Source organism: Streptomyces sp. S3(2020), from assembly GCF_013044505.1.
Lineage (GTDB): Bacteria > Actinomycetota > Actinomycetes > Streptomycetales > Streptomycetaceae > Streptomyces.
Genome location: NZ_JABERD010000010.1, coordinates 12048 through 25957, shown reverse-complemented (window position 1 = coordinate 25957; position 13910 = coordinate 12048). Strand labels below are relative to the sequence as shown.

General features: G+C 71.0%; 14 protein-coding genes and 1 pseudogene. 5 read left to right on the top strand and 10 right to left on the bottom strand.

Translation table 11 applies throughout. The features are described from left to right. Positions 1-17: 17 nt before the first annotated feature. A complete protein-coding gene (locus HLK59_RS05530; protein WP_171140085.1) occupies positions 18-662 on the top strand; it encodes a class I SAM-dependent methyltransferase in 645 nt (214 codons plus the stop codon). A gap of 16 nt (positions 663-678) precedes the next feature. Here the strand turns inward: HLK59_RS05530 and HLK59_RS05525 are convergent, their stop codons facing one another. Further along, positions 679-1488 carry a methyltransferase domain-containing protein gene (locus tag HLK59_RS05525; protein ID WP_171140084.1) on the bottom strand — a complete coding sequence of 270 codons (810 nt, stop codon included), beginning with the start codon at positions 1486-1488 and terminating at the stop codon, positions 679-681. Between the two features lie 181 nt (positions 1489-1669). Next, positions 1670-2254 (bottom strand): annotated as a pseudogene (locus HLK59_RS05520) (substrate-binding domain-containing protein); the annotation flags it as partial. Between the two features lie 33 nt (positions 2255-2287). Between HLK59_RS05520 and HLK59_RS05515 the strand changes: the two are divergent. Then, positions 2288-2695, top strand: a complete 408-nt coding sequence (locus tag HLK59_RS05515) for a hypothetical protein (RefSeq protein WP_240982229.1) — start codon at positions 2288-2290, stop codon at positions 2693-2695. A gap of 52 nt (positions 2696-2747) precedes the next feature. Here HLK59_RS05515 and HLK59_RS05510 read toward each other — a convergent pair whose 3' ends face one another. Continuing rightward, the gene (locus tag HLK59_RS05510; protein WP_171140083.1) at positions 2748-3338 is read right to left on the bottom strand and encodes a TetR/AcrR family transcriptional regulator; all 591 of its coding nucleotides are present in this window, start codon (positions 3336-3338) and stop codon (positions 2748-2750) included. A gap of 135 nt (positions 3339-3473) precedes the next feature. Between HLK59_RS05510 and HLK59_RS05505 the strand changes: the two genes are divergently transcribed. Further along, the gene (locus HLK59_RS05505; RefSeq protein WP_171140082.1) at positions 3474-4409 is read left to right on the top strand and encodes an NAD(P)-dependent oxidoreductase; all 936 of its coding nucleotides are present in this window, start codon (positions 3474-3476) and stop codon (positions 4407-4409) included. A 30-nt stretch (positions 4410-4439) separates the two neighbouring features. Beyond that, positions 4440-4694 carry an EF-hand domain-containing protein gene (locus HLK59_RS05500; protein ID WP_171140081.1) on the top strand — a complete coding sequence of 85 codons (255 nt, stop codon included), beginning with the start codon at positions 4440-4442 and terminating at the stop codon, positions 4692-4694. A 27-nt stretch (positions 4695-4721) separates the two neighbouring features. Here the strand turns inward: HLK59_RS05500 and HLK59_RS05495 are convergent, their stop codons facing one another. The 5 genes from HLK59_RS05495 to HLK59_RS05475 all read right to left on the bottom strand — a co-directional run bounded on the left by HLK59_RS05495 (position 4722) and on the right by HLK59_RS05475 (position 11079). Further along, complete coding sequence (locus HLK59_RS05495; RefSeq protein WP_240982232.1) at positions 4722-7760, bottom strand: alpha-L-rhamnosidase; 3039 nt, start codon at positions 7758-7760, stop codon at positions 4722-4724. Positions 7761-7825: 65 nt separating this feature from the next. Further along, the gene (locus HLK59_RS05490; protein WP_171140080.1) at positions 7826-8017 is read right to left on the bottom strand and encodes a hypothetical protein; all 192 of its coding nucleotides are present in this window, start codon (positions 8015-8017) and stop codon (positions 7826-7828) included. Positions 8018-8019: 2 nt separating this feature from the next. Next, a complete protein-coding gene (locus HLK59_RS05485) occupies positions 8020-9285 on the bottom strand; it encodes an extracellular solute-binding protein (protein ID WP_171140079.1) in 1266 nt (421 codons plus the stop codon). Between the two features lie 55 nt (positions 9286-9340). Continuing rightward, positions 9341-10162, bottom strand: a complete 822-nt coding sequence (locus HLK59_RS05480) for a carbohydrate ABC transporter permease (RefSeq protein ID WP_171140078.1) — start codon at positions 10160-10162, stop codon at positions 9341-9343. Beyond that, positions 10159-11079 carry a sugar ABC transporter permease gene (locus HLK59_RS05475; RefSeq protein ID WP_171140077.1) on the bottom strand — a complete coding sequence of 307 codons (921 nt, stop codon included), beginning with the start codon at positions 11077-11079 and terminating at the stop codon, positions 10159-10161. The genes HLK59_RS05480 and HLK59_RS05475 overlap by 4 nt, the downstream gene beginning before the upstream one ends. A 264-nt stretch (positions 11080-11343) precedes the next feature. On the opposite strand from HLK59_RS05475, the gene HLK59_RS05470 reads away from it, so the two are divergent. Then, a complete protein-coding gene (locus HLK59_RS05470) occupies positions 11344-12381 on the top strand; it encodes a LacI family DNA-binding transcriptional regulator (protein WP_171140076.1) in 1038 nt (345 codons plus the stop codon). Positions 12382-12508: 127 nt separating this feature from the next. On the opposite strand, the gene HLK59_RS05465 is transcribed toward HLK59_RS05470, so the two are convergent. Together HLK59_RS05465 and HLK59_RS05460 are read right to left on the bottom strand one after the other, a co-directional pair. Continuing rightward, the gene (locus HLK59_RS05465) at positions 12509-13330 is read right to left on the bottom strand and encodes an SDR family oxidoreductase (RefSeq protein ID WP_171140075.1); all 822 of its coding nucleotides are present in this window, start codon (positions 13328-13330) and stop codon (positions 12509-12511) included. 51 nt (positions 13331-13381) lie between these two features. Beyond that, positions 13382-13852: a VOC family protein gene (locus tag HLK59_RS05460; protein ID WP_240982228.1), complete on the bottom strand. Its 471-nt coding sequence runs from the start codon at positions 13850-13852 to the stop codon at positions 13382-13384. Positions 13853-13910: the final 58 nt, after the last annotated feature.

Genomic DNA, 13910 nt, shown 5'->3' with positions numbered 1-13910 from the left:
CTCGTAAGGCACTCGTGATGTCCGAGCTCGACAGTCAAGTCCCCTACTGGGACGCGGTCGCCGCCACCAAGGCGTTCACGCACCCGCTCCATCCGCCCTGGCTGGACGTCCTCGACCGACAGGCCGCGATCCTCGACTACGGCTGCGGGTACGGCCGCACGATGGCGGAGCTCGCACGGCACGGCTTCGACGACCTCACCGGCGTCGACACCTCGCCTGGAATGCTCGACCGGGCCCGCGACCTGCACCCCGGCATGCGCTTCGCGGTCCTGGACGCACCTCCGCGCACACCGTGTCCGGACGCCGCCTTCGACGCGGTCCTGCTCTTCGCCGTGCTGACCTGCGTCCCCGGCGACGAGGCCCAGCACCGGCTGATCGGCGAACTGCACCGCGTCCTGGCACCCGGCGGGTTCCTCCTCGTCAGCGACCTTCTGCTCCAGGACGACGAGCGCGACCGCGACCGCTACCACCGCCATGCCGCGAAGTACGGAACCCACGGTGTGTTCGAGACCGGTGACGGTGCCGTGTGCCGCCATCACTCACGCGAGCGGCTCTCCGCGCTCCTCACCGGGTTCGAGACCGTCGACACCCGGGTCATTCCCGTGCGCACCATGAACGGACATACGTCGAAGGGCATCCAGATCCTCGCCCGCAGGCCCTGAGGGCCGGGACCCGCCACTACGCCGCCCCGGGGAGTGTCCCGGCCGTCAGGAAGAACGTGACGGCATAGGTGAACCGCCCCGCGCGCACGGCCTCGTCGAACCGCGTCACGAACCGGTCCGCGTCCGCGGGACCGAGGTGGCCGCGGGCCGAGGCCGTGTGCGCCCAGGTGCGCAGGCCCATGACATTGTCGACCGCCGACGGATCGCGGACGACCAGTGTGCGGGCCTCCACCGTGATGTCGACGAGACCGCGCGCCGTGAGGAGGCCGCCGTGCCGGTGGGCCAGCGTGCCGTTGCGCAGCAGCACGTCGGCGCGGAAGCGCAGCACGCGGCGGGCGAGGTCCTGGTCGTCGATGTCGAGGACCTGGGTGTCGTAGTCGGGGTCGGCCAGCGCGACCCGGCCACCGGGGCGGACCACCCGCGCCAGTTCGTCGAGCACCCGGTCGGGATCGGCGACATGCTGCAGGACGCGGTCGGCCCAGGCACCGTCGAACCGGTCCGCGCCGAACGGCAGCCGGTGGCCGTCCGCGACGAAGGCCTGCTCCAGTCCTCGCGCCCGCGCCTGCGCGACCATCGTCAAGGAGCTGTCGACCGCGACGACTTCGGCCTCCCAGCGCGAGCGCAGCGCCTGCGCTGCGTCCCCCGTACCCGCTCCGATCTCCAGGAACAGTCCGCCCGCCGCGGGTCGCAGCAGCTCCTGCAAGCGCTGCTTGTAGGCGGCGTGGAACGGCTCCGCGGCCACCCGGTCCAGGACCCGCACCCAGTCGTCCGGCCGGGGCTGCGAGTCCACCGACGTGAAGCCGTGAGCGGTACCGGGATCGTCCATGCGAGCACGCTAGGCGGGTCCGGCGAAGTCGGCCACGGTCCGGCCGCGCCCCGAAGGGGCGCGGGGCTGTGTCGATGTGCGGCCACCGCCGCGCGGGCGCGACCGGCCACGACGGCGCCGCGGACGGACAACGACCCGTCGCCGCACATCCGGCGGAGTGCTCGGTGCCCGCCGCGGTGCGTCAGGCGGGTTCCGCCGTGGTGCCGCGAAGGACGAGCCGTGGATTGAGGACGACCTCGCGGGGTTCCGTGCGGTCCTGGTCGAGGCGTTCGACGGCCGCGGTCACCGCGTGCCGGGCCTGTTCGCGGGCGCTCTGGCTGACGGTGGTCAGGTTGAAGCAGCTCAGCCGGGAGAGCGTGTCGTCGTCGTAGCCGGCCACGGAGACCCGGCCGGGGACGGAGACACCGGCGCGGGCGAGGGCGGCGAGGACGCCGATGGCGCACTGGTCGTTGAACGCCACGACCGCGGTGGGGAGTTCGGGGCCGTCGAGGAGGTGGCGGGCCGCGCGTTCGCCGGCCGCCTCGGTGTGGTCGCCGGCGAGGACGCGGATGTGCTCGTCCAGACCGTGGCGGCGCATCGCGGTGCGGTAGCCGCGACGGCGGTCGGTGGCGATGACGCCCTTGCCGCCGTCGACATGGACGATCTCCCGGTGGCCGAGCCCGACCAGGTGGTCGACGACCTGGCCGACGCCGTCGTCGTCCGCGGTGCGTACGACGTCCAGAGCCGCGTCGGCGATCCGGCGGCCGACCGCGACGACGGGGGCCTCGACGCTGGTGAACTGACCAACGTGGGGGCCGAGATGGACCCGTCCCACCTGATGTGGCAGGGCATGGATGTCATCGCCTCCGTCAGGTGGCTGGGGCCGCTGGTGTTCCACGCGGCCGCGAAGGACGCGACGCTCTGCCCGGGCGCCGATATCCGCGGTGTCCTGGACACGTCGTTCACGCGCGTGCCGGCCGATGCCGACGGCAAGGTGCCGACCGGTTACGGCTTCTGGTGCAACGCCTGGCCGGAGAACCCGGCGTGGAAGTTCGTCGCCGTCGGCCTCGGCAACGACGTTCCCTTCTGGACGGAGTTCCTGGCCGCCCTCGCCGAGATCGACCCGGACATGGCGGTGAACATCGAGCACGAGGACGCCGCCTACTCGCAGACCGAGGGACTGGCTCTGGCGGCGAAGAACCTACACAGCGCCGCGTCGGCTCTCTGACCGACCCCGTGGTCGCGCACGGGTCCCGCGTGGGGCTCGTGCGTGACCGCCGTCAGTCGTCCTTCGTCACCGCCGCGTCGAGGAGGGGGCCCAGTTCCCGCGCGACGGTCGTCAGAGCGCGGACGTCCCGTTCGGCCCGGGCGATGAGGAGGGCCCCTTCCAGACTGCTGATCATGAGGGTGGCGAGGGCTCCGGCCCGTCGCCCGGGTACGCCCATGCCGGCCAGCGCCCGCGCCACCGGTCCGGTCCAGGTGGCGAACGCGGCGGACGCGGCCTCCCGCGTGGACGCGGTGGACTCCGCGCAGTCGATCGTGGCGGCGGCGACGGGGCAGCCGCCCGCGAAGCCGTCGGCCTCGTACTCGTCGGTCCACTGCCGCACCATCTCGGCGAACAGTCCGCCGGGCGTGGGCTCGTCCAGGGCGGCGAGGAAACGGTCGACGCGTCTGCCCGCGTACCGGCCCGCCCACCCGACCGCCTCGTTGACCAGCTGTTCCTTGCCGCCCGGGAAGTAGTGCTGGAGCGAGCCGCGCGGCGCGCCGGCGTGGGTGGCGACCTCGCGCATGCCGGTGGCGGTGACCCCGTCGCGCCGGATGAGCTGGGCCGCGCTGAAGACCATCCGCTCGCGCGGTCCTCGTTCGGACATCCTCGGTCTCCCCGTCTGGCGTGCGCTACGACGCCCACTCTATGACCGCTGTCATAGCGGCGGCTACTATGACCGCCGTCATAGTCAGCATCAGGGCGGCTCGGCTCCCGCGTGAGCCAGGAAAGGCGGCGCATCGTGCACGTCGGTTTCGTCGGTCTCGGGCTCATGGGGCAGCCCATGGCGCTCAACCTCGTCCGCGCCGGGACGCCGCTCGTCGTCTGGAACCGCACGCCCGGGCGTTGCGCACCGCTGGCGGCCGCGGGAGCGGAGGTCGCGGCGAGCGCGGCCGACGTGTTCGACCGTGCGGAGACGGTCATCCTCATGCTGGCCGACGAGGCCGCCATGAACGCGGTCCTGGGCCGCGGCACCCCGGACTTCGCCGCGCGCGTCGCCGGGCGCACCATGGTCCACATGGGCACCACCTCGGCCGAGTATTCGAACGGCTTGGAGGACGATGTCCGGGCGGCGGGCGGGCGCTATGTCGAGGCTCCCGTGTCCGGTTCCCGTGCCCCGGCCGAGCAGGGCGAGCTGGTGGGGATGCTGGCCGGTGACGACGACGTTGTGGCGGCCGTACGCCCCCTGCTGGCGCCCGTGTGCCAGGAGACCTTCGTGTGCGGTGCGGTGCCGGGCGCGCTGCTGATGAAGTTCTCGGTGAACCTGTTCCTGATCACCCTGGTCACCGGGCTGACCGAGGCGTTCCACTTCGCCGACCGGCACGGACTCGACCAGCGGCTGCTCCGGGACGTCCTGGACGCGGGCCCGATGGCCAGCGCCGTCTCCCGTGTGAAGGCGTCCAAGCTGCTGACCCGCGACCTCACCGCCCAGGCGGCCGCCGCGGACGTACTGAAGAACAACCTGCTGATCGCGGAGGCGGCCCGCAAGGCCGACATCGCCTCCCCGCTCCTCGACGTCTGCCACGCCCTCTTCGGCGAGACGGTCGACCAGGGCCATGGCGGCGAGGACATGGTGGCGGTGCTGCACGCGCTGGAGGCCCGCACCGCCGAGGGTGTCCGGGGGAACCGGACACCGGGGCGGATGCGTGGTGATGAGGGAGTGGAGGGCGGGCCCTGACCCTCCGGCGAAGGGAATGAGGAAGACCCCATGAGTGACAAGGCCCGGATCCTGTTCGAAGCCCTCGACCTCGACCGGAACGGGACCCTGACCCGGCAGGAGGTCATCATCGCCCTGCGGACGAAGGGGCCGACGCTCGCCGCGGCCGGCACCCTCCCGCTCTGGGCCGTGGGCGACGCCGACGACTCCTCCGCGCTGTTCGACGCCGCCGATCAGAACGGGGACTCCGTGCTGACGCTGGAGGAGTTCGCCGCCGTGGTGGACCGCCGTTTCGGCTGGCGCTGACGCGGTTCCACGGGCCCGGCCCGCGCATCAGCGCAGCCGGCAGGTCACCCGGTAGCGCCCTGACGGCAGCCGGTACGAGGCCACGCCGTCCGTGTGACCGAGGAACCGCACGCCCGCCACCCGCGCCAACGGGGTCCGCCCCTCACGGACCGCGTCGGCGGACGGCGCGGGCAGGCGCAGGGTCGCCTCGCTGTTGGCGGGCACGACCGCGTCGTAGACCAGCGTCCGTCCCTCGTCGTCGACGCTCCACTCGCTTGCGATCTCGCCGTACGGCGACTCGTACACCGCCGACACCCGTGTGATCCGGCCCGTCGGGTCGATGTGCGGCTGGAGCAGGAAGCGCTGGAAGCCGGGGCTGTCGGGGTCGCGGGCGATGCCTGCCATGTAGGCGTACATCCATTCCATGATCGCGCCGTAGGCGTAGTGGTTGAAGGAGTTCATGCTGACCGGCCCGAAGCCGTCCTGCGTCGAGTACGAGTTCCAGCGCTCCCACACGGTCGTCGCGCCGTTCTTCACCGAGAACAGCCAGGACGGCATCGCGTCCTGGTGGAGCAGCTTGTACGCGAGGTCCGCACGGCCCTCGTCGGTGAGGACCGGGGCGAGGACGTTCACGCCGAGGAAGCCCACGGACAGGGTGTTCTCGGCGTACCGGACCCGGCTGCTGTCCGGGTGGGCCGCCTTGTAGGCCGCGTCGTTGCCGATGTTGTCCGCCAACAGGCCCACCAGGGCACGGCGTTGGGCCTGCGTCTCGTAGAGGCCCAGTTTGAGGACCCACAGGAGGGCGGTCTGGGTGTTGTCCTCCGTCTTCTGGTCGGGGTCGGCGCCCGGTTCGATCGGGGAGGCGTCGCCGAGGCTGGATCTCACCGTGACCTGGCCGCCCTCGGAACTGAGGTACTTGGTCATGAACGCCCGTCGAATACGGCCGAAGAGCGCGTCGTAGGTCTCCGCGTCCGCCGTCCGCCCGGTGCCGCGGGCCATGTGCGCCATCAGCCGGGCGCTGTATCCGTAGTAGACGTCGCTCATCAGCTGGGCGCTGGTCTTCTGCGGGGCCAGCCAGTCGCCGGTGATGGAGCCCTGTCCGGCGTAGGTGTCACCGGTCCGTTCCCGGATCCAGTCCAGGTAGCGGGTCATCGACTGCCAGTTGCGGTCGATGACGGTCGCGTCCCCGGTCATCTGCCACAGGGTCCACGGCACGATGACGCCGGCGTCCGCCCAACCACTGCCACCCGCCGGGAAGTTGAAGCGTCCGCTGGGGGCGAGCCCGGTGTACTGGGCCTTGTCCACGCCGTAGCCGGCCTGGGAGTCGACGACGCTGTCCTGGAAGTGGCCGAGGAAGACCCCGGCGTCGGCGTTGTAGAGGCCGGTGGCGGAGAAGACCTGGGTGTCGCCGGTCCAGCCGAGGCGTTCGTCGCGTTGCGGGCAGTCGGTGGGCACCCACAGGTAGTTGCCGCGCTGGCCCCAACGGATGTTGCTCGCCAGCTGGTTGATGTCGGGATCGTCGGTGGTGACGGTGCCGGTCTCGCGGATCGCGGAGGTGGCGACCTTGCCGGTCAGACCGGTGATCGTGACGGTGCCGGTGGTGGTGACGGAGACGTGGCGGAATCCGTAGAAGGTCAGCGAGTCCTGGTGGGTCTCGCCCTTCGGGTCACCCTTGAGGATGTAGGTGCTGGTGGCCTTGGCCGTGCGGAGGTTGGCCCGGTAGACGGAGCCCTCGGGGCCGTCCGCGCCGGCGCTGTCGTCGTTGAGCATCTCGCCGAACGTGAACTCCACCTTGGTGCCGGCCGGTCCGCGCAGACCGTAGCGGGCCACTCCGACCATGTTCTGGCCGAGGTCGAAGATCGCGGTCTCCCCGCTGCCGAGCTCGACCGATGCGGCGGCCGCCTCGGCGGGGTCGGTCACCGTCCGGGCCGGGTCCACGACGAGGCGCCCTCTGCCGTTGGGGCTGTCGTCCTGTCCCCCCACCCCGGTGGCGACGGTGAGCGACCGCGGGCGTCGGTCCCAGCGGTGCATGAAGCGCGCGGTCTCGCCCGGATAGGCGAGAAGCCTCGCCCGCGGGTACCTGTCCTCGAAGGCGACCCGTTCCACGTCCGACCAGGCCGAGTCGTCGAAGGTGCGCGAGGACCAGCCCGGCAGTTCCCTCCGGGCGTCGTAGGTCTCGCCGTCGTAGATGTCGTCGGCCCGGTGGGGGCCGGTGTCCGTGGCCTTCCAGCCGCCGTCCGGCCCGGTGACGACCGTCCGTGACGTCCCGTCGGTGTACCGGAGCAGCAACTTGGCCTTGACCGCCAGGGCGTTGCCGTCCTCGGAGTAGTACGTACTGCCCTCGGATATACGGCCGTTGTACCAGCCGTTGCCGAGGACGAAGCCGAGGGTCACGTCCGCCCGCTCCCGCGTCACGAGGTCCGTGACGTCGTAGGTCAGGTAGTTGACGCGGGCGTCGTAGTTGGTCCAGCCCGGGGGCAGCAGTTCGATCGTGGTGCCGCCGTCCTGCGGGACCGTGACACGGCTCCCGTTGACGTGGGCCTCGTACACGCCGAGCGCCGAGACGTACAGCCGGGCTTCCCGGATCCGCTTCTTCAGGGCGGCTCGGGTGCGCAGCATCGGCGCCCCGGCCGAGTGGGGGGCCTTCCCCTTCATCCCGATCCACTGCGCCCCGTCCCAGCCGGTGGCGCCGTCGGTGCTCAGGAGTCCGGTCTCGAAGAAGGCCGCGGGGGAGGTGCCCGCCGGGCGGCCCTCGACGTCCCAGACGGTGACGGTCCAGTGGTAGCGGGTCGAGGCGCGCGGCGGCTCACCGTCGTAGCGGACGGCGACGGAGTCGGAGGACCGGACCCGTCCGCTGTCCCAGACGTCGGCGCGGGAAGGGGTGAGCCTGTCCGGGGAACTCGCGACGAGGATCCGGTAGGCCCCCTGGCGCCACCCTCGGGTCGCGGACCGTGTGCGCCACCCGAAGCGCGGCCGGTTCGCGTCCACGCCCAGGGGGTCCGTGCGGTGTTCCACGGTCAGCCCCCAGACCGGGCCGTCCTGCGAACGGGGGGAGGATTCCGCCGCCACGCCGGTTCCGCCCGCCATCAGGCCGGGTCCTGCGGACATGGCGCCGGCGGTCGCGGCGAGCACTGTTCGACGACGTACATGGCTCACGCCCTGGTCCTCTCGGTGGTGTCACTCGTGGTGGACATGTGCCGCCCCGAACCGACGGCATGGGGTGTGCGGTCGTCGGCGCCAAGCGGCTCGTGCGCAGGGCCGTCCGCGGCCAGGCCCGCCGCGGGGACCGCCGTGGTGCCGACCTTCCGTCCACGGCTCAACATGCCCGTCACGATGTCGGGCATGGTCAGCTCCCGGCCTTGTAGTCGGTGTCCATCTCGTCGAGGAGCTTGTCGGGGGTGGACTGGCCGCTGAAGATCTCCTGGAGACCGGCGAGCATGGTCTGCTGGACCTTCGCGTTGGGCCACAGCTGGTCCATGAACGGCACCGTGCGGTTCGAGGTGATGAACTCGGACAGTTCGGCCAGCGACGGGTCCACCGTGTATCCCGTGTCCGGCAGGCTGGGCAGTCCGCCCTGCTTCTTGACGAACAGGTTCATGCCCTGGGGCGACATCACGAAGTTCACGAACTTCAGGGCGAGTTCCTCGTTCTTCGCCTTGGCGTTGACGCCGTAGCCGGCGCCCGCGGCTGCCGGGACGAGGGTCCGGGACGGGTCGTCGGTGGCGGGGAGCGCCCGGAGCGTGAAGGTGCCCTGCGGGTTCTTGCCCTTCAGGAGGGCGATCACCCAGTTGCCCTGGATGATGCCGAGGGTCCTGCCGGTGGCCGCGAGGGCCTGGCTGGCTTCGTAGTTGGTGCCCAGCGGGTCCTTCTGGAAGCAGCCGGTCTTCTCCATCGTCAGGTACTTGTCGAGGGCGGTGGACCACCGCGACTTGGCGAAGGTGGCCCGGCCCGACTGCATGTGCCGGTCGAAGTCACGGTCCTCGCCGTAGACGGTGGTGGCGACCAGCGCGTACAGGACCAGCTGGGTCACCCAGTTGTCCTGGTTGCCGAGGGCGAAGGCGGGGGTTCCCTTGGCCTTCGCGGCCTTGCAGAAGGCCAGCAGGCCGGTCCAGGTGTCGGGCGGGGTGAGGCCCGCCTTCGCCATGGCCTGCTGGTTGTAGACGGCGCCGATGCCGTTCTGCCCGAAGATCGCGTCGTACGTCCTGCCCTCGTACTGGGCGACGGTCTTGATGGCGTCGGGCATCTTCGCGGCCCAGGGCTGGTCCGACAGGTCGCGCAGATAGCCGGGCTTCGCCAGGACGACCGTGGCGCCCGGGTTGCCGTTGCCGGGCCACACCGACATCACGTCCGGTGCGGTGCCCGAGGACAGCTGGGTGCGGATCTGCTGCTGGTACTGGTCGGCGCCGCTGGTGGTGTAGCGGACCTTGACTCCGGGGTTGGCCTTCTCGAACGCCTTGACGACGTCCTCGACCGACCCCTGGTCGATCGACGCCAGCGTCAGCGTCTTCGAACCACCGCCGGATTCCCCGGCCCCGGTGCCGCCGCTACAGGCGGCCAGCAGGGCGCCGGCCGTCAACGCGGCTATCAGTACCGGCAGTTTGCGTGTCTTCATGTTGTCCCCCTCGGGGAAGAGCCACCGGGCCTCGGTGCCGGACGGGTGTCGGGTGTCATCCGCGCAGCCCTCCCGCGAAGCCGTTGATGATGCTGCGCTGGAGCAGGAAGTAGACGAACAGGACGGGCAGGATGCTGATCACCAGTGCGGCGAAGATGAGGTTCCAGTCGGTGACGTACTGGCCGACGAACCCGGCGATGGCGACCGGCAGGGTCTGCTGGGCGCTGCCGCTGAGGTACAGCAGCGGGGTGAAGAAGTCGTTCCAGACGGCGACCGTGTTGAGCACGAGGGCGGTCACCGTGATCGGTCTGAGCATCGGCAGGACGATGTGACGGAAGCCCTGGAGCGGTGTGCAGCCGTCGATCAGGGCGGCGTCCTCGAAGTCCCGTGGCAGGGCGCGCAGGAAGCCGACGTAGAGGAAGACGGTGAACGGCACCTGGAGGCCGGAGTAGAAGAGGACCAGGGCCCAGGGGGTGCCGAGCAGGCCCATGTCGCGCATGGTCTGGTACAGCGGCAGGGCGGCCAGTTGGAAGGGCAGGACCAGGCCGAGGAGGAACAGCAGATACGTGCCTCGTGACCAGCGGGCCGTGACGCGGGCCAGCGGGTACGCGGCGAGCGAGGAGACGGCCAGCACGACGGCGACGCTGCACACCGTCACCAGCACGCTGTTGGCCAACGCCCCGCCCAGCGCGCCCTGTCGCCAGGCCTGGGTGAAGTTGTCGAGGGTGGGCGAGGTGGTCGGGCTGATCGGTGAGGAGGTGTCCGACGCCGGCCGCAGGGCCAGGTTGACCAGGACGTACACCGGGAAACCCACGACCAGGGCGGCGGCGATCATCGCGAGTTCCAGCACGAGGGTGCGGCGGCGGTAGCGGATCATGACATGGTCCTCTCGTTGCGGGACAGCACGAGGTACTGACCGGTCGAGACGACCGCCACGATGATCGTGAGGACGACCGCGAGGGCGATGCTGTAGCCGAACTCGCCGAGCGCGAAGGCGTCCTTGTAGATGAGGGTGGAGAGGGTGTCGGTGGCGTGGCCGGGGCCGCCGCCCGTCAACGCGTAGACCTGGTCGAAGAGTTTGATGCCGCCGATGATCGACAGCATCAGGTTGATGGTGAGGGCGGGGGCCAGCAGCGGGCGTGTGACCGACCAGAAGCGCCGCACCGGGCCCGCCCCGTCGATGGCCGCCGCCTCGTGGACCTCCTTGGGCACCGACTGGAGTCCCGCCACGAAGATGACCATCGAGTAGCCCGCGTACTGCCAGACGATCACCCCGATCACCGACCACAGGGCGAGCCGCGGACTGCCCAGCCAGTCCTGCCGCGAGCCGTCGAGGCCCGCCGCGCCCAGCAGGCTGTTGACCGCGCCGTCGGGCCCCAGCAGGTTGCGCCAGAGGTAGGCGGTGACGATCGGGGTGATCACGGCCGGGGCGAACAGGAACACCCGCAGTACGTTGCGGGACCTGATGGCCGAGTTGACGCCCAGCGCCAGCAGCAGACCCACGGCGTTCTGGACGACCGTGATCGACACGGCGATCAGCAGCGTCTGCCAGATGGCCCGGGTGGCGTCCGAGTCGCTGAACATGGCGGTGAAGTTGTCCAGGCCGACGAACGAGAAGTCGGGATCGAGACCGTCCCAGTCGGTGAAGGCGTAGTAGACGCCACGAACACTCGGCACCAGGACCACGAAGGCGAACAGCAGCATCGCGGGCAGCGCGAACCACCACGGGGCCACGGAGCGCGCCCGACGGACGCGTGGGGTGGGAGTGGGACTGGGACTGGGACTCGGAGTCATCTACGACCTCCTTTCTTGAAACGTTTCAAACAGATCGCCGAACGGGTCTGGTCCGATCGGACGGCTTGGGTCGACGGTGTGTGTGGGTAACGTTCCCCAAAGGGTGTGCCAGACCTTAAGGAGCCTCCCGCGTGACGTCAAGATGCCGCGCACACTGCGTCTTTGTTACGGGGGCGAAGTCAGGACCTCTCGCCGAAGACGGTCTTGGAACCGGGAATCCGTCCTACACTCGGCGGCAACGTTTCCCGGAGAGGCAAGGACCGGATGGAGCCGCCAGCACCGCGTCGCAGGGTCACCATCGTCGACGTCGCCCGCCACGCCCAGGTGTCGACCACCGCAGTGTCCAAGGTGCTGCGCAACGCCTACGGGGCGAGCCCCGAGATGCGCGCGAAGGTGCGCCGCGCGATCGACGAGCTGGGCTACCGCCCCCATGCGGGCGCCCGGGGCCTGCGCGGCCAGACCTACACCATCGGCGTGATGCTGCCCGACATCCGCAACCCGTTCTTCCCCGAGATCCTCGACGGCGTCACCGCCTCGCTGGAGGACACCGAGTACCAGGTGTTCCTGGGCCCGGGATGCAACGGGGAGAAGGCGGAGGCACGCGTCACCGAGGCGATGATCGACCGCGGCATGGACGGCATCATCCTGGTCGCACCGGTGTCCTCACGTGCCCGTCTTGAACGCGTCGGGACCGCCGTCCCGACCGTGGTCGTCGGCCGGCACGGCTCCTCTCCGTCGTACGACACCGTGGCCGACGACGATGTCGAGGGCGCGGCCCTGGTCGTCGGCCACCTCGCCGCGCTCGGGCACCGCCGGATCGCCCACATCGAACATCACGAGACCGACCCGACACGCCTCTCCGAGATGCCCAACGCCCGGCGCGCCGACGGTTACCGCAGGGCGATGCGGGAGCACGGGCTGGAGGAGTGGACCGACGTGATCTCCACCAGCTACACCCAGGAGGGCGGCTACCGGGGCGCGCGGGAACTGCTGGACCGTCAGGTCCGGCCCACGGCCGTCTTCGCCGGAGCGGACATCGTGGCCATGGGCGTACTGGAGGCGGTCGCCGAGGCCGGACTGTCCGTGCCGGGCGACCTCTCGGTGGCCGGCTACGACAACACCACGTTCGCCGCGTTCGGCCCGATCTCCCTCACCAGCGTCGACCAGGCCGGCCGTGAACTGGGCAGGAACGCCGTCCGCCTCCTCCTGGAACGGATCGCCGACCGCGGCCGCCGCTCGGCCCAGGTCATCCTCTCCCCCACGCTCGTGGCGCGGCGGTCCACGGCACGGCTGGCGGAGTAGGGCGTCTCGGGGAACGTTTCCCGCGCAACGGCCCCGCCTCGCCTGGACGGCGGAAGGCGGGGCCGGAGGGCGGGGTCGGAAGGCGGGGTCGGAAGGCGGTCTGACTGTCCCCTGTGCGACGGCGTGACTATCCGCGTACGGCGGCGTGGACGCCTCCGTCGACCAGGATGTCGATGCCGCTCAGGAAGCTCGCCTCGTCGGAGAGCATGAAGGCGACGACGGCCGCGACCTCCTGCGACTGTCCGGTGCGGCCGAGCGGTGTCGCGTCGATCAGCCGCTGCATCGACGCGTGCCGCGCGGCTTCCTGGCGGCCCTGCGGGGTGTCGATGACGCCGGGTGAGAGGGAGCAGGCGCGGGCGCCGACCGGTCCGAGCCGTACCGCCTCCTTGCGGGCGAACCGGTGTACGCCGTGCTTGGCCCACGGGTAGGCGTACGCGGTGTTCTCCAGGTCCGGGCCGACGGCGTCGCGGATCTTGTCCAGGAAGTCCGGCTGGAGCGGGTCGTCGAGGATCGCGGCGACCTCGGGGGGGGGGTCGATCCCGGCGAGCAGCGGGGACATGGAGGCGAAGTAGACGTGGGCCGTTCCCTCGGTGGCCAGCGGGCGCAGGGCCTCGGCGAGGGCCGCGGTGCCGACGAGGTCGACCTCGAAGATGCGGCGCCAGTCGGCCATGGTGGGCGAGATGCCGGCGGCGTGGGCGACGGCCCGGAGCGTGCCGAATTCGGCGACCCTCGCGGCGAGCCGGGCGAGTCCCTCGCGGTCGGTGACGTCGAGCACGAAGGCCTCCGCGGTGGCCCGGTGGCCGGCGTCGTTCAGGTCCTTCGCGACCGCCGCCGCGCCCGCCTCGTCGCGGTCGACGAGCAGCAGTACGTCCACCATGTCGGCGAGCCGTCGCGCGCACTCCTCGCCCATTCCGCGTCCGGCTCCGGTGGCTATGCCTACGGTCGTCATGGTCACTCCTCAGGAAAGGTCTCGGGTGTCGTGGGTGGGGTGCGGGCGGGCCTACTGGGCCCAGGCGCGTTCCAGGGACGGCCTGGCCGCCCTGTCGACCAGTTCGACCCGGAAGCCCGTCTGGCCGCCGCTGCGCAGATACGCGAAGAACAGGGAGCCGTCGGGTCCCTTGCGGGTCGCCTCGGTCACGTATCCGTGGCGTTCGAGTGCGGCGGTGTCGGCCGCGACGTCGTCGGACCAGTAGCCGAAGTGGTGGATGCCGGAACCGGGCGTCGGCTCCCAGAGGGTGCCGGGGATACGCCGGACGATCTCCAGCCGGGGCGCGTCGCTCGACGAGCGCGAGTAGGCGCACCGGAAGTCGAGGACGGTGTCACCGGTCGGCAGGGTCACCTCGATGGGGCCGCCCATCTCCTCGCACCACTCGATGCCGAACAGCTGGGAGAGCTGGTCCTTCGTGGCTTGCAGGTCCTCGGCGACGATGCCGACGTGGAACTGGTCCTCGGGTTTCAGGAGGGGAGGCATGGCGGCTCCTCGGGTGCTGGTCCGCGCGGGGGCGGAGACCGGAAACAGGTGGTCGGAC

Excerpts from the sequence above, each read along its gene's own strand:
- HLK59_RS05530 (WP_171140085.1), top strand. The coding sequence starts at position 18 with ATGTCCGAGCTCGACAGTCAAGTCCCCTACTGGGACGCGGTCGCCGCC.
- HLK59_RS05525 (WP_171140084.1), bottom strand. The coding sequence starts at position 1,488 with ATGGACGATCCCGGTACCGCTCACGGCTTCACGTCGGTGGACTCGCAG.
- HLK59_RS05515 (WP_240982229.1), top strand. The coding sequence starts at position 2,288 with ATGGACCCGTCCCACCTGATGTGGCAGGGCATGGATGTCATCGCCTCC.
- HLK59_RS05510 (WP_171140083.1), bottom strand. The coding sequence starts at position 3,338 with ATGTCCGAACGAGGACCGCGCGAGCGGATGGTCTTCAGCGCGGCCCAG.
- HLK59_RS05500 (WP_171140081.1), top strand. The coding sequence starts at position 4,440 with ATGAGTGACAAGGCCCGGATCCTGTTCGAAGCCCTCGACCTCGACCGG.
- HLK59_RS05495 (WP_240982232.1), bottom strand. The coding sequence starts at position 7,760 with ATGGCGGGCGGAACCGGCGTGGCGGCGGAATCCTCCCCCCGTTCGCAG.
- HLK59_RS05490 (WP_171140080.1), bottom strand. The coding sequence starts at position 8,017 with ATGCCCGACATCGTGACGGGCATGTTGAGCCGTGGACGGAAGGTCGGC.
- HLK59_RS05485 (WP_171140079.1), bottom strand. The coding sequence starts at position 9,285 with ATGAAGACACGCAAACTGCCGGTACTGATAGCCGCGTTGACGGCCGGC.
- HLK59_RS05480 (WP_171140078.1), bottom strand. The coding sequence starts at position 10,162 with ATGATCCGCTACCGCCGCCGCACCCTCGTGCTGGAACTCGCGATGATC.
- HLK59_RS05475 (WP_171140077.1), bottom strand. The coding sequence starts at position 11,079 with ATGACTCCGAGTCCCAGTCCCAGTCCCACTCCCACCCCACGCGTCCGT.
- HLK59_RS05470 (WP_171140076.1), top strand. The coding sequence starts at position 11,344 with ATGGAGCCGCCAGCACCGCGTCGCAGGGTCACCATCGTCGACGTCGCC.
- HLK59_RS05465 (WP_171140075.1), bottom strand. The coding sequence starts at position 13,330 with ATGACGACCGTAGGCATAGCCACCGGAGCCGGACGCGGAATGGGCGAG.
- HLK59_RS05460 (WP_240982228.1), bottom strand. The coding sequence starts at position 13,852 with ATGCCTCCCCTCCTGAAACCCGAGGACCAGTTCCACGTCGGCATCGTC.